The 21,123-nt window shown below is 41.1% G+C and carries 20 protein-coding genes; 1 reads left to right on the top strand and 19 read right to left on the bottom strand.

Annotated features, from left to right (window positions below):
- Positions 1-4 precede the first annotated feature (4 nt).
- The 12 genes from WSC_RS25470 to WSC_RS23915 all read right to left on the bottom strand — a co-directional run bounded on the left by WSC_RS25470 (position 5) and on the right by WSC_RS23915 (position 11,054).
- Positions 5-457: a type II secretion system protein gene (locus WSC_RS25470; protein WP_016954607.1), complete on the bottom strand. Its 453-nt coding sequence runs from the start codon at positions 455-457 to the stop codon at positions 5-7.
- A gap of 138 nt (positions 458-595) precedes the next feature.
- Positions 596-1,192, bottom strand: a complete 597-nt coding sequence (locus tag WSC_RS0103940; protein WP_016954606.1) for a type II secretion system protein — start codon at positions 1,190-1,192, stop codon at positions 596-598.
- Positions 1,185-1,715 carry a hypothetical protein gene (locus WSC_RS0103935; protein ID WP_016954605.1) on the bottom strand — a complete coding sequence of 177 codons (531 nt, stop codon included), beginning with the start codon at positions 1,713-1,715 and terminating at the stop codon, positions 1,185-1,187. Before WSC_RS0103935 ends, WSC_RS0103940 begins: the two co-directional genes overlap by 8 nt.
- A 2-nt stretch (positions 1,716-1,717) precedes the next feature.
- Positions 1,718-2,965: a type II secretion system F family protein gene (locus WSC_RS0103930; protein WP_016954604.1), complete on the bottom strand. Its 1,248-nt coding sequence runs from the start codon at positions 2,963-2,965 to the stop codon at positions 1,718-1,720.
- On the bottom strand, positions 2,966-4,711 hold the full coding sequence (locus WSC_RS0103925) for a GspE/PulE family protein (protein WP_016954603.1): 1,746 nt from the start codon (positions 4,709-4,711) through the stop codon (positions 2,966-2,968).
- Entirely contained in the window at positions 4,708-5,859 is a 1,152-nt protein-coding gene (locus WSC_RS0103920) for a tetratricopeptide repeat protein (protein ID WP_016954602.1), read from the bottom strand. The genes WSC_RS0103925 and WSC_RS0103920 overlap by 4 nt, the downstream gene beginning before the upstream one ends.
- On the bottom strand, positions 5,856-6,797 hold the full coding sequence (locus WSC_RS0103915) for an ExeA family protein (RefSeq protein ID WP_016954601.1): 942 nt from the start codon (positions 6,795-6,797) through the stop codon (positions 5,856-5,858). The genes WSC_RS0103920 and WSC_RS0103915 overlap by 4 nt, the downstream gene beginning before the upstream one ends.
- 3 nt (positions 6,798-6,800) lie before the next feature.
- Entirely contained in the window at positions 6,801-8,426 is a 1,626-nt protein-coding gene (gene mshL, locus WSC_RS0103910) for a pilus (MSHA type) biogenesis protein MshL (RefSeq protein WP_016954600.1), read from the bottom strand.
- Between the two features lie 3 nt (positions 8,427-8,429).
- Positions 8,430-8,789: a general secretion pathway protein GspB gene (locus tag WSC_RS0103905; protein WP_016954599.1), complete on the bottom strand. Its 360-nt coding sequence runs from the start codon at positions 8,787-8,789 to the stop codon at positions 8,430-8,432.
- A complete protein-coding gene (gene gspM, locus WSC_RS0103900; protein WP_016954598.1) occupies positions 8,786-9,454 on the bottom strand; it encodes a type II secretion system protein GspM in 669 nt (222 codons plus the stop codon). The genes WSC_RS0103905 and gspM overlap by 4 nt, the downstream gene beginning before the upstream one ends.
- Positions 9,451-10,101, bottom strand: a complete 651-nt coding sequence (locus WSC_RS0103895; protein WP_016954597.1) for a PilN domain-containing protein — start codon at positions 10,099-10,101, stop codon at positions 9,451-9,453. Before WSC_RS0103895 ends, gspM begins: the two co-directional genes overlap by 4 nt.
- Positions 10,098-11,054 (bottom strand): type IV pilus biogenesis protein PilM, encoded by a 957-nt coding sequence (locus WSC_RS23915; protein ID WP_157447177.1) that lies wholly within the window; start codon positions 11,052-11,054, stop codon positions 10,098-10,100. Before WSC_RS23915 ends, WSC_RS0103895 begins: the two co-directional genes overlap by 4 nt.
- Positions 11,055-11,165: 111 nt before the next feature.
- Here WSC_RS23915 and WSC_RS0103885 point away from each other — a divergent pair, with 111 nt between their 5' ends.
- Positions 11,166-12,113, top strand: a complete 948-nt coding sequence (locus WSC_RS0103885; protein WP_016954595.1) for a 1-aminocyclopropane-1-carboxylate deaminase/D-cysteine desulfhydrase — start codon at positions 11,166-11,168, stop codon at positions 12,111-12,113.
- Here WSC_RS0103885 and WSC_RS21795 read toward each other — a convergent pair.
- The 7 genes from WSC_RS21795 to WSC_RS0103850 all read right to left on the bottom strand — a co-directional run bounded on the left by WSC_RS21795 (position 12,070) and on the right by WSC_RS0103850 (position 21,103).
- Positions 12,070-13,953 (bottom strand): EAL domain-containing protein, encoded by a 1,884-nt coding sequence (locus WSC_RS21795; RefSeq protein ID WP_016954594.1) that lies wholly within the window; start codon positions 13,951-13,953, stop codon positions 12,070-12,072. The genes WSC_RS0103885 and WSC_RS21795 overlap by 44 nt on opposite strands.
- A gap of 157 nt (positions 13,954-14,110) precedes the next feature.
- A complete protein-coding gene (gene ilvA / locus WSC_RS0103875; RefSeq protein ID WP_016954593.1) occupies positions 14,111-15,664 on the bottom strand; it encodes a threonine ammonia-lyase, biosynthetic in 1,554 nt (517 codons plus the stop codon).
- 4 nt (positions 15,665-15,668) lie between these two features.
- Positions 15,669-17,510 carry a dihydroxy-acid dehydratase gene (gene ilvD / locus WSC_RS0103870; protein WP_016954592.1) on the bottom strand — a complete coding sequence of 614 codons (1,842 nt, stop codon included), beginning with the start codon at positions 17,508-17,510 and terminating at the stop codon, positions 15,669-15,671.
- A 136-nt stretch (positions 17,511-17,646) separates the two neighbouring features.
- Complete coding sequence (locus tag WSC_RS0103865) at positions 17,647-18,576, bottom strand: branched-chain amino acid transaminase (protein WP_016954591.1); 930 nt, start codon at positions 18,574-18,576, stop codon at positions 17,647-17,649.
- 17 nt (positions 18,577-18,593) lie between these two features.
- Complete coding sequence (gene ilvM / locus WSC_RS0103860) at positions 18,594-18,857, bottom strand: acetolactate synthase 2 small subunit (protein ID WP_016954590.1); 264 nt, start codon at positions 18,855-18,857, stop codon at positions 18,594-18,596.
- A 1-nt stretch (position 18,858) separates the two neighbouring features.
- Positions 18,859-20,502 carry an acetolactate synthase 2 catalytic subunit gene (gene ilvG, locus WSC_RS0103855; RefSeq protein WP_016954589.1) on the bottom strand — a complete coding sequence of 548 codons (1,644 nt, stop codon included), beginning with the start codon at positions 20,500-20,502 and terminating at the stop codon, positions 18,859-18,861.
- Between the two features lie 388 nt (positions 20,503-20,890).
- A complete protein-coding gene (locus WSC_RS0103850; RefSeq protein ID WP_016954588.1) occupies positions 20,891-21,103 on the bottom strand; it encodes a hypothetical protein in 213 nt (70 codons plus the stop codon).
- Between the last annotated feature and the right edge of the window lie 20 nt (positions 21,104-21,123).

Raw genomic sequence — 21,123 nt, 5'->3', positions numbered from 1 at the left:
ATGTTTATGGGTCACATTCTGCATTACCGGTAATTCGACCCACTTCAGCCAAGCTAGTTGCTTGGGTGTAAACAACACTACAGTCGCCTTTTGAGAAGGTCGCTGTATTACCAGAGTAAGCGATAGCCCAATCTGAAGGCAAATCAATAATAGCTCCAATACCTTGGGCTGTACTTTCAGGATAACCAAAGTCAGTATCAACGTGGCCATCAGCTACTACTGTTGTCGCAACTGTTGTTTCATCATTGTTTCCTAACGCGTCTTGTACTAAAGCTTTGGCATGCACCATATTGACTGCGCTGACAATTGAACCCTCAATAGCCTCTGCTACTGACAAATCCGCTTCATCTTGAATGTCGATAAATCTAGGTGCAGCTGTTACTGCTAGAATACCTAATATTACGATTACTACTATCAACTCAATCAGAGTGAAGCCTTGTTGTTGCGATCGTTTCATAATTTACCTCGTGTTAAACGTATAAGTTAAATTTAGATGATTTTTTAAATCTTTACCATGGCAAAAAGGTTAAAGTCGTGAATATATATTTACGAAATGTGATTTTGCACAAAAAATAAACAAACCAATTACAGCTGACTATTGGTTATTACTAAAAACGCTTATTTGCCCTGTTAGTGGCAAATATTCAAAACCATTACCTGACCCTGTGCCATTTGGCGCTCCTGTGCTATTTTTAATCGTTTGCACCAAATAATATAAACAAGTGCTTTGGCCATTACTGCTACTGGTTATGGTGTAATAATCGTTTTCAGCGAAACTCTGGTTATTGTTGCCGGCAAAGCTGGTGGTAATTTTTGGTGAGCTTTGCAAAATACGCACAAATATTTGCTGGCAGTCTTCGGCTGTAAGTGAATTGGCACTTGAGTTATTGTCGTCTTCGCCACCGGTTGGGTAACCTTTAGTTGGGTCGACTGCAACATTAACACCATCTAAATTGACGATAGCAACATTAGTCCCACCATTATTAGTAGGACGACCGTCTAATTCCCATTGTGAGCGGACTAAACCTACGGCGGTTGCAAAGCCACCGGCAACCCCTTCCACTGTGGCGTCTTCGGCATCATCTGTAACACTTAATAATCTAGGCAAAGCTGTGGCGGCTAATAAACCTAGAATAATAATTACAATAACCAACTCGACCAAAGAAAAGCCTTGTTGTTTAACTCTAATCATTCGCATAATTACTGTTTTCCTCTGTAAGCTTGCTGCTGACTTCTCCGCTATTTTCAAAGTAGGTCAAAGTTTTGTTGCCGTATTTGTATACGCAAGTGGCTTGTCCTTTGATTCGCTGAAAATTTTGCTGCTGCTCTTCTGTTATTAGTTTAGTCGATTTATTTAATAAATCTGTCCATAGTTGTTTGCATCCTTGACTGTTATATTGAGTTATTTTTGGCCAACCATTTTTTGTCATATTGATGCTATTTTGCTGCGTTTGTGGAAACTGTCGTTGTTGTAATGATTCAGTTTCAATAACACTTAACAAGGATATTTTGTCCGGCCTTGCTTGGCGTAACCATTCAACATGAGCTAAATGAACTGCTTCGTTAAATTGGTTTGCAGCCATGCTAAAAGCAACAGTGTTTGATTCGTTATCAGTTTTTTTTAAGTAACCCAGCCAAATGGTCCACAGCAACATAATAATGCACACTACAATGACAAATTGCGCGAGCGAAAATCCTGTTATATGTTGCTTCATGTCTAACCTTTTACTGTATTCATCATATCCCACATAGGCATAAATATACCTAGGGCTAAAATCATGACTATGCCAGCGACAATCGCTATCAATATTGGCTCGATTTTGGCGGTTAAACTTTTTAAATCATAATCAACTTCACGTTCGTAATAGTCTGCCACTTCTTCAAGCATATTGTCTATTTGGCCGGTTTCTTCGCCAACTGCGATCATTTGCATTACCAAAGGGGTGAACATTTTAGTTGCATTGGCGGTGCGCAGCATACTGTCACCTTTTTCTATACTGCGGCGCATTTGCACAACTTTATCACCGACATAAGCATTGTCGACCGCTTCAGAGGTCATTTGTAACGCATGGGTTAAGGGGACACCGGCACGCAACATCATAGAAAATGAACGAGCAAAACGGGATAAAGTTGATCTTTCAATAATAGAACCGACCGCAGGCATTTTTAGTTTGTATTGATCCCAGATTAGTTTGCCTTTTTGTGTCGTCAGGTACTTTTTTAATGCAAACATACATAGAACTAGACCCGCTATAATTAAATGCCAGTAGTTAACGAAAAGATCGGAACTTGCGACAAGTAATTGTGTTGTCCATGGTAGCTCGGCATCAAACTTTTTGAACATGTCAGCAAAGGTTGGAATAACAAATATATTCATCAGAAAAATCGCAATAAATACGGCGGCGATAACAAACATTGGATAACGCGTGGCTGCTTGGATGCGTTTACGGGTTTCTTGTTCATCTTCTAAATATTGCGCTAGCTGCAAAAAGGCTGCATCTAACTTACCAGTATTTTCACCAACATTGACCATACTGATAAACATACGTGAAAATACTTTGGGAAACGCCGCCATAGCATTGGCAATCGGCCGACCTTTTTCTAACTCTGAACCGACCTGAGTTAATGCATCGCGTAAGCGAATTGATGTGGTTGTTTCGGCTAATCCTTGGATTGCACGAATAATTGGAATGCCTGCTTTTAGCAGCGAATACATTTGCCGTGAAAACATTACTAAATCGGACAAGCTGACTTGCGGCACAAACAATTGCATCTGCAATATGCTTTGTTTGTTGCTGGCGTCATTACTTGCAGGTTTATTATTTTCTACTTGTATTCGCTGAATCGACAAAGGCACTATGTTGCGGCGTTTCAGTGCTTGCGCTGCTTCACTTTCGTTAGCCGCTTCAATTGTGCCATCTACTTTTTTGCCAGCGGCGCTGCCTTGGTAGTGATATTTTGCCAATTATTCTACCTCCAACTCTTGCGCCATGCGTTCAAGTTCAGCCATGTTTTCGACTAACCTTAAAACTTCTGGGACAGAGGTGATACCTTGGCTGGCAAAAGTTAATGCTGCTTGTGCCAAGGTTTGGAAAGAGGGGCTTTTACGCGCTTGAGTGGCAAAATCTTCTATGTCACTGCGTTTTAACGCATTAACCATAGCTTCATCTAATTCTAAAAATTCAAATACACCAATACGGCCGCGATAGCCCAAATAGTTACAGGATTGGCAGCCTTGGCCGATTTTAAATTGCAATTCTTTGCTTGATTTACCCGAAAGTGCCGACAACCAAATATGTTCGTTGCTGCTGGGTTGGTAGTCTGTTGTACAGTTATCGCAGTTTTTGCGAATTAGGCGTTGGGCAATTATTGCGCGTAATGAACTTGCAACTAAAAAGCCTGCTGCGCCCATATCTAATAAACGTACCGCACTGCTAATTGAGTCATTGGTATGTAGAGTTGATAACACCATATGACCTGTTAGTGCACCGCGTAAACCTATTTCGACCGTTTCTTGGTCACGCATCTCACCGACCATGATAATGTCGGGATCTTGCCGTAGCGCGGTTCTTAATACGCTGGCAAAAGATAAGTTGATTTTGGTGTTTACCTGAACCTGGTTGATGCGCGGTAATCTGTATTCAACTGGATCTTCAACTGTGATTATTTTCGACGCAGCTTGGTTGAGTTCACTTAAGGATGCATACAAAGTAGTGGTTTTACCTGAACCAGTTGGCCCAGTCACCAGTATCATACCGTTTGGTCTATGTAGGACATTGCGGTAGCGTTTTAGAATATCTTCGGGCATGCCGGTTTGTTCTAAACTGAGTACACCACCACTTTGGTCTAATAAACGCATAACCACAGATTCACCATGCTGAATTGGCATGGTCGACATACGTACATCTATGCTCTTGCCATGGGTTTTAATGTTAAATCTACCATCTTGTGGCAAACGTTTTTCCGATATGTCTAACCCAGCCATTAGCTTTAAACGCAAAACCAGCGCGGGCGCTATATGTGCTTCGTTTAAAATAGATTCTTGCAATACCCCATCAACCCGTTGGCGAATGCGCAGCGCTCTTTCATCTGGTTCAATATGGATATCCGAAGCTTTAACCTGTACCGCATCTTCAAAAATTGTATTGAGTAGTTTTGCGACTGTTGCTTCTTCTTCGTCGCCATCTGTGGCGAACATGCTGGTATTAAAATCTTCGGTTTCAGCATATTCATTTTGTAATTGTGATGCGAACGATTTGATGTCTGCTGTACGGCGATATAAACCGTCGAAACTGTCTAATATTTGGCTTTCTTTTACCGCGACTATTTTTAGTTCTTTGTCGGTTAAACGTGACGCAACCGCATCAATTGCGTTGATGTCGGCAGGGTCGCTCATGCCGAGTACATAGTGTTCGGCTTCTTCTTCGAGTAATAAAATACGGTTGCGACGGGCAAATACTTCCGGCAGTTTTTGGACTAAATTGGGATCTATGCGCTTTTGTGAAATATCCCAGTAAGGCACATTTAACTGCTGCGCTAAGAAGGTTAACAGCTGGCGTTCGGATATAGCGCCGGATGCGATTAAAGTGGCACCGAGTTTACGGCCGCTTTCTTTTTGTTGTTTGAGAGCGTCCATTAACTGGCCTTCGCTGATGATACCTTCATCAACCAGCAAATCACCAAGACGTTTTTTTAACTTAGGTTTAATCATGGCTGTAACTCCATGATTTTATTCTCAACAAACTTATTGGAAGCCGCGCTTACGCCACCTTGATTAGCAACTGTTTGGTAGTGTTGTAGCGCTATGGTTTTTTCCCCAGCTTTTTCTGCACAAATGGCTGCCCCTAGATGCCATTTAGCGTGGCTAGGGTTAAGTGTTAATAAGGTTTGCCATACTTGATACGCTGGTTGCCAAAGCTCTAATTGCTGGGCTAAGTTTGCTTTGAACTGAAACATATTGGTGTGGTAACTCGCAACTTCGCCAATATTCGGCACTGAGCTCAATACTTGCCATGCAGCTGATGCTTGGTTCTGCTCATTTAAAATTCGCGCTGCGATAAAATAATAGTCCCAATGTTTAGGATATTGTTGAATGCCTTGTTTTAACGTAGCTAATGCTTTGCTTGTGTTTTGGCCACTGTATAACATGCTCACTAATAGGATACGTGCTTGGTGAAAATCGTTTTTAAGTTGCAGTGCTGAAATAATTTGTTGTTCGGCTGTAATAAATTGACCTTTGTTGAGTAAATCTTGTGCGCGCTCAAATTTGTTATATGCAATTTCTTCAGGCGATTTTTGCGTGTTTTGAATTTGTAAACTGCTTGGCTTTTTGTCTGCTGGTTGTGCTGGTGGCTCGACAGCAGTTGCTGTTGGTACAGTTGGCTTAACGTTTTGTACTTTCTGCGATGTTGCTTGAGGCTGTTTGTTAACTGGCTGTGCTGGTGGTAAAGCTAACTTGGATGGCTGAGCACCTGGCGTATTTTGTTGTTTGGCGTTAGCTGAATTAGATGCAGTCGGCGCGGCAGGTGTAGCTAAAGTTGCACTAATAATTTTTTGTGGTTTGGCAACAGCAACTGGCGCTGCTGGTTTAGTGTCGTTTTGTGTTGTTGCAACAGGCGCTGTTACTTCAGTTTGTTTTATTTGGCTTAATTGCGGGAATTGTTGCTGGATTTGTGGCCAAAACATCCAAACGGCATACACAAGAACAATGACTGCCAGCAAAGACCAAATCAGCTTGCGCTTTGATTGAGGTTGTTGCGCCGTTTGTGCTGGAATTTGTGGGTAATCTTGATTGTCGGCACTTTTTCCTTGATGCTGGCGGCTATCTAGGTCTTTGAGCATTTGATTGATTACGCTCATAGTTTGCCCCCAAGCCAAAAGCTGGTTGTAATGGCAAGCATCACAGCTAGACTTAGCCCTATTTTTTGGACTTTTTTATCAGCAAACCATTGAGTTAAAACTTGGGTTGTGGCTAAGCTGCTGTTGATCTTTTGTGTCGATTCAGTGTCGTTAATTGCTTGTTTAGCATGCTCTGTAGTGATGTCGTTGGTGCCTTGACCAAAAGCTAACATTAAACATTTATGCGCGAGAATATTGATGATTCTTGGTGTGCCTTGGGAAGCTTGATATAAGAGTTTACAAACCGGCAAGGTAAATATCGGCATGCCTTTATACCCAGCAATTGTCATTCTATGATGCAAATACGCCTGTATTTGCTCAGAGTGCAATTGGTCTAAGCGAATAGAAAAAGTAATACGTTGTTTTAACTGGCGAAAGTTATGCTGCTCTAATCGCGAGTCTAATTCGGGTTGGGCAAATAACACCAGTTGCATCAGTTTACTGTTTTCGGTTTCTAGGTTAGTAAATAATCTGAGTGCTTCTAAACTCTCGTCTGGTAATACTTGAGCTTCATCTAAAATCAATACGAGTTGTTTGCCTTGAGCGCTAATTTCAATCAGTTTTTGCTGAATTTTTTGCGTTAACGCAGCGCTAGGGCAGTTGTCGCTATCAATAGATAGTTCTTGTGCAACCGCATGGCGCAATTCATCCGGCGTTAGATAAGGATTTGGAATGTAAGCTGTGACAAATTGCTCATCTAAATCATTCATGAGTTTGCGGCACAATAAGGTTTTACCTGTGCCAACTTCACCTGTTACCTTGACAAATCCTTCACCCATTTTTAACGCTGTGATCAGCGTTTGCAAAGCTTCGTGATGGCTTGGCAAACCTAGAAAAAACTGGGTATTTGGAGTGAGTGCAAATGGTAGTTCTTTTAAACCAAAATGATATAAATACACAGATTACTCCGCTTGATACCATTGTTTCAGCAGGTTAGATGACCGCTGCAATTGTTGCTGCCAAGTGCCTTTACCAACCACTGTTGGTTTAATCATAATGATCAGTTCTTTTTTCTGCCGAGATTTAGACTTGGATTTAAATAATTCTCCTAATACTGGAATATCGCCCAAAATAGGTGTTTTAGAATCATTGTCTCTTTCTATGGTTTGCATTAAACCACCGATAACAACAATTTCACCCGAGTTGGCTTTAATTATTGTGTCTGATTCGCGCACATTGCTTTGGGCTAGTGGCAAGGTAAAACTTTGCTGATCAAGGGTCACTACTTTGACTTGTTCTGTGGTATCAATAACCGATGGGTGTACATGCAAAATAACTTGGCCATCTGAATTGATTTGTGGGGTTACATCTAATGCAATACCTGAGAAAAATGGCTCTAGTTCAATATTTGGTGTTGAGGTCGTGGCTGTGCCTGTGACAGTTGTAGTGGAGACTTCAGTGACAAAATATTCGTCGGTACCGACTTTGATCACAGCTTTTTGATTATTCGCTGCGGTTAATCTTGGGCTAGATAACACTTGCACATTGCCTTGGGTTTCCAATAAACGAATCAGCCCAGCAAAGTCGCCGTTATTAAAAGATAAACTGGTAATACCGCCTAATACGTTAGTAATAGTGTCACCTAAGTTTGCGCCTGTACGCACTGAGCCTATAGTGGTTGTATCTATGCTGCCTAATACGGTTTCCCATTCTATTCCTTGTTGATAACCGTCATTTAAACTGACTTCAATCACTTTAGCTTCAAGGATCACTTGGCGTTGCATTTGTTGTTCGGTTGCTGATAAAAATTGGCGAATATTACGAATTTCGTCAGGAAAGGCGCGCACTGTTACTAAACCCGCTTGTGGATTAACTATTATGCTGCGGCCTTCTTGTGCGGCTAACAAGGTATTTAGCGCTGTTCTGAGCTCTTGCCAAAAGTCATTTTGGGTATTGGAAACTATACTGGTGCCATTGGCACTGCTATTGGCCAAATTGTTGCCGTTGCTTTGATTTGCTTGTTGGCCGGATAAACCTAAATTAGAGTTATTGCCGTTGTTATTGGTAGCATTGCGCGAATTGCTCACGCCGCCTGAGGTAATTGAGGTAAAAGATGCGCCGAATCTTTGCATTGCTAAATAATCAACCGAAATGGTTTCAGTGCGCATACCTGCTGGGAATATTTGTAGTAAGCGACCTTTTAACCGGATATCGTAACCATAAATGTCTTTCACTATCTCAACAACTTCCGCTAGGGTGACGCCTTTTAACGACAAGGTGAGGTCACCTGCGACACTAGGGTGGACGACTAAATTAAGTGCTGTGTCGGCAACTAGGTTACGGAAAAAGGGTTCAATGGCAACAGCTTGCGCTTCAATATCATAACGTTTGTCGTCGGCCAGTGGATCTTGGCTGAGCTGACTCAGTTCAGGGGTTAAATCAGCCCAGACTTCATCTGGAATTTGTGTTTCGGCAGCTTGTGGCTCATTAGTTAACGCCTGCTCTATCTCAGGTGAGAGTTGGCGTGACTGACAGCTTGCCAATAAAAAGATTGAGATAACAAAGCTTAATCTGAGTTTTATGCTCATGGTCTAATGGTCGTCCAATTTACTTGCTGTTTTAATCTGCACTGAATTCAGATTGAGAGTTTGTTGCTCGCCGTTTTTATTGAGTATAACGGCTTTTGGCATAATTTTTACTATTTGAGTTTCGGAATTAAGCCACTGTTTTTCTTGATATGTCTTGTTATTAATAATGGCAAACTTTTGCTGATTATTGAACATAACCGCCTGTAGATTCGCTGAATTATTTTTTGTAACTGTTGCTGAGCTAGTTGGTGCTGTACCCAATAAACTGAAATTTGGTCGTGTTGGGTCGGTTGGCAAGGCAAAACACACTGAGCTGATTGTTAAAGTAACTAAACTCAGCAAACAAGAATTTGTCATTTTCATAGCTTAAGCACATCCTCTGTTAAACTCAGTGTCGCTATTTCAACACTTAATTGACCGGTCGGATATTGTTTAACTTGGTAATGGAAATTTTGCCAATTGAGCTGCCAAGGTAAAGATTCAATGTTTTGCAAAAATTGGTAGATGTCTTGATATTGGCCTTCAATAACCAAATGTAAATTTTGTTGGTATAAACTAACAGGCATAGCTGTTTGTTTATTGGTTGTTTGTGCTGGATTCGCCATCAAGTCGACTGCGGGTTTAGCGGTTAAACTGATTAACTTAACTTTATCACTTTGTTTGAGCATATCTTGCAGTAACCGGGTCATTTGTTCGGTATTAACTAATTCTGCTGATATGTGCTCAAGTGCCATATCCATATCATTTAATCTTTGGCTTAGCTGCTGTATTTGTTGGGTTAATGGCAAATTTATATCTACACGGAGCGCTTTTTTTAAATCTTCCGAGCTTGATTCTAAGGCAATAATTTGTTGTTTGAGGTTGTTTAGCTCTTGTTGTTGTTTGCGGTGTTTTGCCCATGCTGGCTCAATTAACAACATAACAAAAACATAAATCAATAAACCAGATACACCAAAACATATCATGAGTTTTTCGCGTTTACTGATTTGGCTGTATTTTTCTGTTAGTTGTTGCCATTGTTGTTTCATAATTGCCCCACTACAGGCAACTTGCCAATGCTTGGCTGTAGTTTTATGCCCTGACTATTTGCCGTAGGTTTTTGGCTCGCAACACTAAACTGAGTGTACAGACCGTTTTGTGAAGCGTTTAAGCTTAAATCTTTAAAGGTTTTGCCTGCAAAATATTGTGACTGGCTTAACCCGGCGAGCCACTGCGGAATAACTGACACTTTGGCTGCACCACCTTGCAAAACGATTTGCTCTTGCTGATAGATGATATTTTCTAACCAAATAGCCGACTCATGGTATTGAGCTAAATCGGCCATAAGTGGTGAGAATTTAAAATTGTGTTGTTTGCGGCTAGTCACAAGTTGGCGCACGGCATTTTTTTGTGCTATTTCACGGCTTAAATTGACTATGGTGTCTTTTAATTGTGGATCTTGGCTGCGCTCAGATAAAGCTGACTCAAACTCAGTGACCAACATTTGTTGCTGATTGATTGCTTGGCTAATTTTTTTATGTTCAGCAGCTGTCACTGCGGCTTTGTTATTTATCCAGCTTGATAACCCAATTAGGCAAATCAATAAAACTGACCAGATACCCATAACACGGGGCAAACTGAGTGGATCTGGCTTAGGCTGAAACTCTTCTAAGTATAAATTGATATCGCGCTTCATACCGCATCCCCTTGAGCTGATTTGCTGTGCTCGTACAAGAGCTCTTGCACTGCGCCAACAGCTGGGAAGTAGGCGTGGTTGTCTGATTCTGGTAACTCGTCAATTAAACGATTTTTTAATGGCAAAACAGGTACATCAAAGTTTTCGCCTATTTGCTCAATAAGCTGATTTTCATGTTTATTTTGCACTGAAATATAAATGCGTTTTACCGGGGCTTGGCGCAATTGGCTTTCAAAATAATCGAGAGAGCGTTGAATTTCTAAACTTAACCCATCTGCCGCACCATGTTTTATTTCTAATTCAGCGAAGGTATCTAACTTGTCATAACCACGAATACGGCGGAAGAAATAAATTTCCCCTTCTTTAACAATTTGCACTAATAACTGTTCGTTTGGATGATGGACAACTAATAACGATGCTTCGTGGTCTTGCAAAAATAGGTCTTCATATGCGAGTTCGTCTATAGTGATGCGCTTAAGCAGATGACATTTTTGACGGCATACTTTAGCCACCATCAAAACAAAATTTTTATTGGCAACCACTAAGTTGATTTTGTTTTGGCCGTGCTGCTGCACAGGAATATCAAAATATTCAGTAATTACTTCATCTAACGGGCTGTTGATATAGTCTGCTGCTGCGTATTTTATTGCTGCCGCCATCTCACTTTCTGCAACATCTGGTTTGTCGGCGACAAAAAGTTGATATTGAGAGCCGGGTAAAACAACATTGAGTGATGCTTGTTTTAGCAGAGGTGTGCTATCTAAAATCTGGGTTATGCAATTGAGCCAGTCTTCAGAGCCATCAAGGCTTTGTTCTGCGGTGTGGATAGGATTTTTTTGCCCTTTTTTATACACTAACAGATAGGCAGCTGTACTGGTCATCATTAAAGATGCGTAATAAAGGCTGTTTTTGTTTTTACTGAATTTCTGTAATATTGTTTTTAGACTAAGCATGGGTCACTTTTATCTGGGGTATACTATCCGTTCAACACAAGGTTACAGCCTGACGGTTTAGTAAAATCAGTTACTTAATTATCAACTAAGATTCGTTATTTTCCAACTTTAATGTTTACCATACCTTCTCCAATCAGCAAAATTACTAGTCAATTGTTTACAGGTGCAGGGCTTGAGGTATTTGTTAAACGCGACGAACTTGTACATCCAATTGTTAGTGGCAATAAATGGCGCAAACTTAAATATTTTTTTACAGGCGATTTACCGCAACATATTGTCAGTTTTGGTGGTGCTTATAGCAACCATATTCATGCGCTGAGTTTTGTTGCCGCGAACTATCAAATACCACTAAGCATTTATGTTCGAGGTGAACAAGCTTGGTTAGACAGGCCAGAGCGTTTAAGCCCAACAATTGCAGACTGTTTGCATAACAAAGCGCAATTGCACTTTGTTGACCGCGCAACCTATAGACGCAAAGATGATGCAGATTTCAAAAAAGAGTTGTTACAAGCGTATCCAGAGCAGACTTTATTCATCCCTGAAGGTGGATGTGCTCAAGTTGCACTAACCGGCGTTGCTGAAATTTTGTCTGAACAACAGCATGAGTTTGATTATATTCTGTGTCCAGTGGGCTCAGCGACAACTTTAGCTGGATTGATAAAAGCATCGGATAACAAACAAACCATTGTTGGCATTGCAGCACTAAAACAAGCGAACTATTTACGTCAACGTGTGATGGAGTTAGTTGGGCCGTCAATTAAGAATAAAAACTGGCATTTATTGACTGAATTTCATGCCGGTGGCTTTGGTAAAGTGCCTAAGCAAATATTGCAGCTGGTTGTCGAAGTTTATCAGCAACACGGCATTACTTTAGACCCTATTTATACCAGTAAAATGTGGTTAGGATTTAATCAGCTAATCACACAAAACTATTTTAGAGCTGGTAGCAAAGTGTTATTACTGCATACAGGTGGACTGCAAGGCTGGCGTGGTTTGTTACAACAAAACAAAGTGACTAGTGACTATTTGACAAAGATAGGCCTGCCTCAGGGAGATTAAAATACTGCCCTTGCGCACCGGCTAAATCCAGTTGTTTTAATGTTTGCCACTCAGCTTCAGTTTCTAAACCAAAAGCAAATATTTTGACTGAAGTGTCAGCGCAAGTACCTTGTAAACTACGGATAAATAATTGGTTTTCACTTTTACTTTGGATATTGCGCACTATGCTACTGTGCAGTTTCAAATAAGAGATTGGATGATGTTTTATATATCCCGAACTCAAAACATATTGACCCACTTGATCAACCAAAATAGAGACATGCAGTTTATCCAGTTGTTGCAGAAACAGTGTTAAATCTTCTGAATATTCGACAATAGCGTATTCAGATATTTCGACAATCAAACGCTGAGCTTGTTTGGGCTGCTGCGTTAGCTCGTTGATAAACCATTGTTTAAACTCGGCGTTGAGTAGCGCTTCTTGCGAAAGATTGATGCTGTATCGCGCTTGGCTGCTGGTATCTTGTTCAAATAAACGAAAGAGTTTTAGCACCACTTGTTTATCAATTTGAATTATTAATCCACATTTTTGCGCCATTGGCATAAACAAGCTGGCTTTGAGAATTTTACCGTCATTGTCTTTTAGCCTGACCAGCACCTCTTGATGATGAACTTGTCGCGGGGACTGCTGCATCACCGACTGAAAATACAAGATGAATCCGTTTTGCATTAAGGTTCGCTCCAATAGCGTGCGCCATTGCAAAGAGCCCATAGCGACAGTTTTTACCTTATCTTGTTCTTGGTACATAAACCAGTTGATGCCACCTTGCAATTGTGCAGCGCGAATCGCCATGTCGGCTTCGAGTAATACTTGCGTAAGCTGGTCACCTGAGCGAAAACTTGCGACGCCCATATGGTATAAACTTTCTGGATCAAGTGGTGGTGGCACACGCACATGCAATAGAGCTTTTAATAAATGTTTACATAGCAGCTCGATATCTTTGACCGACACATTAGTCAGTAAGATAGCAAAGTCGCGATCTGAATATCTTGCCAACAATGCTGACGGATGGCGCTTTAAACTTTGTTCTAAAATTTGCGTGAATTGGCCGAGCATATCATTCGCTGCTTTTTTATTGCGTTCTAGCAGTTGCTCTAGCTCTTCGATTCTTAAACCAATCACAAACCCTTGCTCGACCTGCTCTTCTACGTTTAACAAAGCTTCAAGGCGGTTTTCGAAGAATACTCTATTGCCAATTCCCAGATCTGGATCTAAAAAGGTTTGTGCACGAATAAATTTATCGACTCTATTTTGTTCTGTCCGAGCTATCGCGAGTTCCTCAAGTAGTACGTTTAACACTTCAAATAAATCAGGGTGTTTAAGGTTGTTCTGGTTGCGATTACTCTGGAATAAACGTCGAGCTTTGCGTTCTGTGTGATAAAGTTTATGTTCGATATTTTTGCCGACAGCCCAAGCTAGTAATAATGCAACTAGCCAGAATAAGCAGGTTATAGTGACCAATAAAATGATGTGTTTGCCACTCAAAATAAGGTATTTAACTTGAAATTGACTGTTGTCTTTTAATTGGTAAGCTTTGGTTGTCCCTGTCCAATTTAACCAGACATTGGGGCGAATATTTATCTGCTGTTGTTTCTGCCCATTTGTTACCGCAACAATCGAGTTATTCGCAGTTAGATATTTAGGTAGTTGAGCTAATTTGATGTTGGGCTGTGACTGCAGCACACTGGTTATAAGTTCATCACTATGCAGTTTGGCGCTCTGCGATATGGTAAAACACCAAACAGTGGCGAAAAAGATCACAAAAATGGAAATAGTAATAGCAAGACGCTGTTGCCAACTATGTAAGGTTCTCGCTATGGTTTTGAGTGGAAGTGCGGTCATCTTATCCTTGATCCATATAACCCTTTCCCTTTTAGGATAGAAGATAATCTGGAATAAAACAAAAGATTAGCGCAGTTTTTTGGCTGAATTTTAATCAGGGTCTAGAGCTGACCCTGAAAAGATAATAAACCCAAATAACCACTAATCAGCAATTAAATTAACTCTTCAAAAAGAACTTATACGCTGGATTGTTGGTTTGGTCGTTATAGCGATAACCAATTTTATCCAAGTGGCTGGTGAACTCTGCAAGTTCGGTTTCATTTACATCAAAACCCGCTAACACCATACCACTGGCGGCGCTGTGGTTGCGGTAGTGGAATAGAGTGATGTTCCAGCGCTGACCTAATGTTTGTAAGAAGTTGAGTAACGCGCCCGGATATTCAGGGAAATCAAAACTAAACAATCTTTCATTGGTTAACTCAGGTGCGCGACCCCCCACCATATGGCGGACATGTTGTTTAGCTACTTCGTTATCAGATAAATCAAACCAATCTATATTGTTTTGTTTAAGCTCAGCTAATACTTCTTGCAGCTCGTCTTCACCACGGCGCAGTTTTAACCCCACATAAATATGTGCAGCTGTGCTTGGTGCGTATCTGTAGTTAAATTCAGTAATGGCGCGGCCACCTAAAATTTCACAGAACTTACGGAATGCGCCTTTTTCTTCTGGGATAGTCGCAGCAATTATGGCTTCTTTTTTCTCACCTAACTCAGCGCGCTCAGACACATATCTAAGTGTGTGGAAGTTAATATTTGCGCCACATAAAATGCCGGCAAATTGCAGTTTTTCAGTTGGTTTATTGGCTGCTAACCACTTTTTAATACCGGCAACCGATAGTGCCCCTGCAGGTTCAGCAATTGCACGAGTATCATCAAAAATATCTTTAATTGCCGCGCATATTTCATCACTGTTAACTGTGATAATTTCATCAACATATTGCTGACATAGTCTGAAGGTTTCTTCACCAATAATTTTTACTGCAACCCCATCGGCAAAGATACCAACTTGGTCGAGCATAACGCGTTGGTTTTGTTCCATTGCTGCTTTTAAACAAGCTGATTCGTCTGATTCAACTGCAACAATTTTAATATTAGGTTTAAGCTGTTTTAAATAAACAGCGATACCCGCAGCTAAACCACCACCACCAACAGCAACAAATACCACATCTAAGTCGCGTTTAGCATCAAATAATTCTTTGGCAATTGTGCCTTGGCCAGCTATTACATCTTCATCATCAAAAGGGGGTACATATGTATAACCTTCTGATTTTGCCAGCTCTTGAGCATGGTTGCTGGCAACATCAAAGCTGCGACCAATTAAAATGATATCAACCCATTCACCACCAAAGTTACGCACAGCTTCCACTTTAATATCAGGTGTAGTTTCTGGCATGACTATGGTTGCTTTTACTTTCATGCGATTAGCTGAAAGCGCGACACCTTGGGCATGATTACCCGCAGATGCGGTAATAACACCACGTGCTTTGGCATTGTCACTAAGGTTGGCAATTTTGTTGTAAGCACCACGAAGTTTGAACGATTTAACCGGTTGTTGGTCTTCGCGTTTTAACCAAATATCGTGGTGTACACGTTGCGACAACCCACCCATGTAATTGAGGTCGGTATTTTTGGCCACGTCATATACAGGGGCGACTAAGATTTTGCGCAGGTATTCCTGCGCAGATAAATGTTTAGTTTGGTTGTCACTCATTTTATTAGTCTTCTAATTTGCTGCGATCACGCACTGCACCTTTGTCGGCGCTGGTTGCAAACATAGCAAAAGTTTTTAATGCGAAAGAAACTTCGCGCTCACGGCTAACAGGTTTCCAGCCAACTGCATCTTGTTGTTTACGACGCTCAGCAAGCTCAGCTTCGCCAACTTTTAATGAGATACCACGGTTAGGGATATCAATTTCAATGATGTCGCCATCTTTAACTAAACCGATAGTACCGCCGCTTGCCGCTTCTGGCGAAACGTGACCAATTGATAAACCAGATGTACCACCAGAGAAACGACCATCAGTGATTAGTGCACAAGCTTTGCCTAAACCTTTAGATTTTAAGAAAGTAGTTGGGTACAACATTTCTTGCATGCCAGGACCACCTTTAGGACCTTCGTAACGAATTACTACCACGTCACCGGCTTTAACTTTGTCACCCAAAATGCCGTCTACTGCATCTTCTTGGCTTTCAAATACAATGGCGGGACCTGAGAATTTTAAGATGCTTTCGTCAACACCGGCAGTTTTTACAATACAACCGTCAACTGCAATATTACCGTCTAACACTGCTAAGCCACCGTCTTGGCTATACGCGTGTTCTTTGCTGCGAATACAACCGTTTTCACGGTCATTATCTAATGAAGGCCAGCGGCAATCTTGTGAGAAAGCTTGAGTAGTACGAATACCTGCAGGGCCCGCTTGGTAGAAGGTTTTAACCGCTTCGTCTTCGGTTACCATAATGTCCCACTTAGCTAGAACGTCTGCTAACTTGCCACCTAAAACGTGGTTAGTATCAGCATGAAGTAAACCTGCACGGTTTAATTCACCTAATAAACCAATTACACCACCTGCACGGTGCACGTCTTCCATATGGTATTTTTGTGTTGCTGGTGCAACTTTACTTAAGTTAGGTACTTTGCGTGACATACGGTCTATGTCGGCCATAGTAAAGTTAACATCACCTTCTTGCGCTGCTGCCAATAGGTGTAAAACTGTATTGGTTGAACCACCCATAGCAATATCTAAGGCTATGGCATTTTCAAACGCTTCGAAAGTTGCGATATTGCGTGGCAAAATTGAATCATCATCGTTTTTGTAATATTGCTCACATAACTCAACAATGCGTGAACCTGCTTGTTTAAATAAACGTTCACGATCAGCATGAGTTGCCAACATTGAACCATTACCTGGCAAGGATAAACCTAAAGCTTCAGTTAAACAGTTCATTGAGTTGGCGGTGAACATACCAGAGCACGAACCACAAGTTGGACATGCTGAGCGTTCAACTTCATCACTTTGTTCATCAGAAACAGTAGGATCAGCACCTTGGATCATGGCATCAACTAAATCTAGTTTGATGATTTGATCTGAAAGCTTAGTTTTACCTGCTTCCATTGGGCCACCTGATACAAAGATCACTGGAATGTTTAAGCGCATAGCCGCCATTAACATGCCCGGGGTGATTTTGTCACAGTTGGAAATACACACAATTGCGTCAGCACAGTGGGCGTTAACCATGTATTCAACTGAGTCGGCAATTAAGTCGCGTGATGGCAAGCTGTATAACATACCACCGTGACCCATAGCGATACCATCGTCTACCGCAATGGTATTAAATTCTTTAGCAACACCACCTGCTGCTTCAATGCTACGTGCAACTAATTGACCCATATCTTTTAAATGTACGTGACCTGGGACAAATTGAGTAAATGAGTTAGCTACTGCGATAATTGGTTTGTTGAAATCTTCATCTTTCATGCCGGTCGCGCGCCATAACGCTCGTGCACCCGCCATATTACGGCCTTGGGTTGTAGTGGCTGATCTTAATTTTGGCATTGTTCTGTCTCCCATTTTTGGTTGGGTGGGTTGAGTTGGTTAATTGCCAACACAACAAATTCTATTCAATTTATATATGCAAAAGCAGGCGAGTAGCCTGCTTGATAAGTGGGTTAACTTGACTGTAAATAAACGCTTATTCGTTTACGTAATCTAACCAACCCCACTTGTCATCGCCTACACCTTTGACTAGGTCGAAGTAAGCTTTTTGAATCTTTTCAGTAATTGGACCACGTTTACCGTTGCCCACAGTAATTTGGTCTACGCTGCGTACAGGTACAACTTCAGCCGCAGTACCACACATAAATACTTCATCTGCTAAGTATAGCGCTTCACGCGGAATCGCTTGTTCACGTACTGTGTAACCAAATTCAGCCGCTAAGGTGATTAAGGTATTACGGGTAATACCTGGCAAAATACCACTGGTTAATGGTGGTGTGCAGATTACGCCATCACGTACTACGAAGATGTTTTCGCCCGCACCTTCAGAGATACAACCGTTTTGGTCTAAACCTATGCCTTCAACATAACCATGACGTTTTGCTTCAGTGGTGATTAAAATTGAAGATAAGTAGTTACCACCAGCTTTTGCGCCAGTTGGCATAGTGTTAGGTGCTAAACGATTCCATGAGGTAATCGCAGCATCAACACCACTTTCTAAACTTTCGTCACCTAAATATGAGCCCCAGTTTAACGCCATAATAGAAGTTTCTAATGGCATTTTTGGTGGGTTTAAACCTAAACCGTGTGCACCCATAAATGCGAACGGACGCAAATAAGCACTTTTTAAGCCGTTTTCTTTGATGATGTCTTTACAGCCTTGATTGATTTCTTCTTGGGTGAAAGGAATTTCAAAGCGGTAGATTTTAGCTGAATCGAACAAACGACGTGTATGTTCTTTTAAGCGGAAAATAGCTGGGCCTTTTGGCGTGTCGTAACAACGCACACCTTCAAATACTGATGAACCGTAATGAATTGCATGACAAACAATATGCACTGTTGCTTCTTGCCATGGAATAACCTTGCCATTGTACCAAATTAGTTCTGGATAATTAGATTTACTCATTGTTAATGTCCTGAAAATTATGCATTCATTGCTACGGCTGATTGTGAAAGTGCAGAGTTTAATTCTAACTCAGTCACATCGTATAATTTTTTCAATTGATGTTCTAAATTGCTGATAGGGCGCTCGCCCGATACAGTTAATTGAATATTGACTGTATTGTTTTTATCGCAATTTTTCATTTCAACAGCGTTTAGTGCAAAACCACGGTGGCGGACGACTCGCAATACACGTTCCATTGTTTCTGGTCGAGATTGTGCGATCAAATTAATGGTATGTGTCATCTTAGTTGCCCTCTATCATGTCGTGGTTTGCTTTACCTGGCGGAACTAACGGCCAAACGTTGTCTTTATCGTCAATTTGTACATGTAATAAAATTGGCCCTTTGCTTTGAACAAATTGTTCAACTGCTTGGTCAATTTCATCTGCTTTGCTTATGCTGATGGCTGGTATGTCAAAAGCCTTCGCAAGCGTAATAAAGTCGGGATTATCGCTTAAATTTGTTTCTGAGTAACGCTCTTCAAAAAATAATTCTTGCCACTGTTTAACCATGCCTAAACGCTGGTTGTCTAATAGAACAATTTTAACTGGCAAGCTAAAGCGTTTAATTGTACCTAATTCTTGTACGTTCATCATAAATGAACCGTCACCTGATACTACGACTGAAGTTGCATCAGGGCGCGCTACTTGTGCACCAATTGCTGATGGCAAACCAAAGCCCATAGTACCAGCACCACCACTTGATAAGTGATTACGTGGTGAGCTAAATAGCATATGTTGTGCAACCCACATTTGGTGTTGGCCAACATCACAGCTAACTACGTGATCTTCTGGTAATGCTTTGCTTAATTGATTTAACAATTTTGGCGCATAAATATTTTCGCCTGGGTAGTCGTAACGCCAAGCAAATTCAGTGATTAAACCGCCAACGCGCTCTAACCATTCTGGTGTATGTGGTGCAACTTTTAACTGCGGCAAAATTTGTTTGAAATCACCCAAAATCGCTACATCTGCGGTACGCAATTTGCTGATTTCTGCCGGATCTATATCTAAGTGAATAACTTTCGCATTCGGCGCAAAGGTATCTAACTTACCTGTTACCCTGTCATCAAAACGCGCACCGGTACAAATTAACAAATCACATTCTTGTACAGCTAAATTGGCAGCTTGATTACCATGCATACCGACAAAACCTAGGTTGTAAGCATAATCACCCGGTACTGTACCTAAAGCTTTCAAGGTAGAAATTGCTGGAATTTGGCTATATTCCAAAACGTCTTGTAACTCGTCAATTGCGTCGGCTAAACCAACACCACCACCTATGTAGAATAGTGGTTTTTTCGCAGCGCCAATTAAATCGCGTGCTGCAGTGACTGCATCTTGGTCGATTGCAGGGAATTTTTTGTCATTAATTGGGTAAGGTTCAAAATCAACACTGCCAATTTGAATGTCTTTAGGGATATCAACTAACACAGGACCCGGACGGCCAGACTGAGCTAATTCAAACGCCTGATGTAATACATCAGCTAGCTCATCTAAACTTTGCACTAAAAAGCTGTGTTTAGTAATAGACAAAGACATGCCTAAAACATCCATTTCTTGGAATGCATCAGTGCCGATCAGGCTGCTGAATACCTGACCTGTAATAGCGACAACAGGGACTGAGTCCATCATAGCATCAGCTAAACCTGTTACTAGGTTAGTTGCGCCTGGGCCTGAAGTTGCCATACAGACACCAACTTTACCGGTAGAGCGTGCATAACCAATAGCTGAGAATGCCGCACCTTGTTCGTGACGACATAAGAAGTGTTGTACGTCTGAGTCGTACAAAGCGTCATAAATTGGCATGATGGCACCACCTGGGTAACCAAAAATGTGCTTAACGCCATGTTGTTGTAAAACTTTTAAAACCAGTTCAGCGCCGGTCATAACTTACCCTTTATCTTTTAATAACGACTAAAACAAAAAACCCCCGAGTCTTGCGACGCGAGGGTTTATGTTAGTCTGGTTAATTATAATTAAACCGAGTCATACCCCCGCGGTGAAGTGAGAAGCACCACCACGCTGACGACGACTAATTTAATCATAATTCGGAAATTCATCTTAATTCGATACCTGCAAAAGAGACGATTTGCATTTAGGGGCGTATAAATAGCATACAATCGGCCCTCAGACAAGAAATAGTTGCTTTTTGCAGCAAATTTGTCAGTTGATGTTGGAGGTTTTAATTGTAATTTCGAATTGGCTGGAAAATGGTAAGTAAACAGTCAAATTACACCAATGCAATTTGACTGTAGAAATCTGGTTTAGTTATTTGTTAGCTTTTCGCTTTAATTTTGCCTTTGACACATTCTTTAACCAAAGTTTTGACTGCTTCTTTATCGGTTAAATCTGTACCTGCCGCTTTTAGTTCAGCACGGCATTCTTTTGATAAAGCCTGACGTTCTTCTTTGCTAATTTTTTCACCAGCAAAAGCTGTTTGGCCAAATAAAGCGGTTAACACGATTAAACTAGAAATTACTTTTTTCATTAGATTTACCTATTTGTGTG

It is taken from the genome of Catenovulum agarivorans YM01 (assembly GCF_000281085.1).
GTDB lineage: Bacteria > Pseudomonadota > Gammaproteobacteria > Enterobacterales > Alteromonadaceae > Catenovulum > Catenovulum agarivorans.
Note: the sequence above shows the minus strand (reverse complement) of the source record. Positions and strands in the feature narration are given on the sequence as shown.

What these genes read in the sequence shown, in the direction of transcription:
- WSC_RS25470 (WP_016954607.1), bottom strand. Translation starts at nt 457, where the DNA reads ATGAAACGATCGCAACAACAAGGCTTCACTCTGATTGAGTTGATAGTA.
- WSC_RS0103940 (WP_016954606.1), bottom strand. Translation starts at nt 1,192, where the DNA reads ATGATTAGAGTTAAACAACAAGGCTTTTCTTTGGTCGAGTTGGTTATT.
- WSC_RS0103935 (WP_016954605.1), bottom strand. Translation starts at nt 1,715, where the DNA reads ATGAAGCAACATATAACAGGATTTTCGCTCGCGCAATTTGTCATTGTA.
- WSC_RS0103925 (WP_016954603.1), bottom strand. Translation starts at nt 4,711, where the DNA reads ATGATTAAACCTAAGTTAAAAAAACGTCTTGGTGATTTGCTGGTTGAT.
- WSC_RS0103920 (WP_016954602.1), bottom strand. Translation starts at nt 5,859, where the DNA reads ATGAGCGTAATCAATCAAATGCTCAAAGACCTAGATAGCCGCCAGCAT.
- mshL (WP_016954600.1), bottom strand. Translation starts at nt 8,426, where the DNA reads ATGAGCATAAAACTCAGATTAAGCTTTGTTATCTCAATCTTTTTATTG.
- WSC_RS0103905 (WP_016954599.1), bottom strand. Translation starts at nt 8,789, where the DNA reads ATGAAAATGACAAATTCTTGTTTGCTGAGTTTAGTTACTTTAACAATC.
- gspM (WP_016954598.1), bottom strand. Translation starts at nt 9,454, where the DNA reads ATGAAACAACAATGGCAACAACTAACAGAAAAATACAGCCAAATCAGT.
- WSC_RS0103895 (WP_016954597.1), bottom strand. Translation starts at nt 10,101, where the DNA reads ATGAAGCGCGATATCAATTTATACTTAGAAGAGTTTCAGCCTAAGCCA.
- WSC_RS23915 (WP_157447177.1), bottom strand. Translation starts at nt 11,054, where the DNA reads ATGCTTAGTCTAAAAACAATATTACAGAAATTCAGTAAAAACAAAAAC.
- WSC_RS0103885 (WP_016954595.1), top strand. Translation starts at nt 11,166, where the DNA reads ATGTTTACCATACCTTCTCCAATCAGCAAAATTACTAGTCAATTGTTT.
- WSC_RS21795 (WP_016954594.1), bottom strand. Translation starts at nt 13,953, where the DNA reads ATGACCGCACTTCCACTCAAAACCATAGCGAGAACCTTACATAGTTGG.
- ilvA (WP_016954593.1), bottom strand. Translation starts at nt 15,664, where the DNA reads ATGAGTGACAACCAAACTAAACATTTATCTGCGCAGGAATACCTGCGC.
- ilvD (WP_016954592.1), bottom strand. Translation starts at nt 17,510, where the DNA reads ATGCCAAAATTAAGATCAGCCACTACAACCCAAGGCCGTAATATGGCG.
- WSC_RS0103865 (WP_016954591.1), bottom strand. Translation starts at nt 18,576, where the DNA reads ATGAGTAAATCTAATTATCCAGAACTAATTTGGTACAATGGCAAGGTT.
- ilvM (WP_016954590.1), bottom strand. Translation starts at nt 18,857, where the DNA reads ATGACACATACCATTAATTTGATCGCACAATCTCGACCAGAAACAATG.
- ilvG (WP_016954589.1), bottom strand. Translation starts at nt 20,502, where the DNA reads ATGACCGGCGCTGAACTGGTTTTAAAAGTTTTACAACAACATGGCGTT.
- WSC_RS0103850 (WP_016954588.1), bottom strand. Translation starts at nt 21,103, where the DNA reads ATGAAAAAAGTAATTTCTAGTTTAATCGTGTTAACCGCTTTATTTGGC.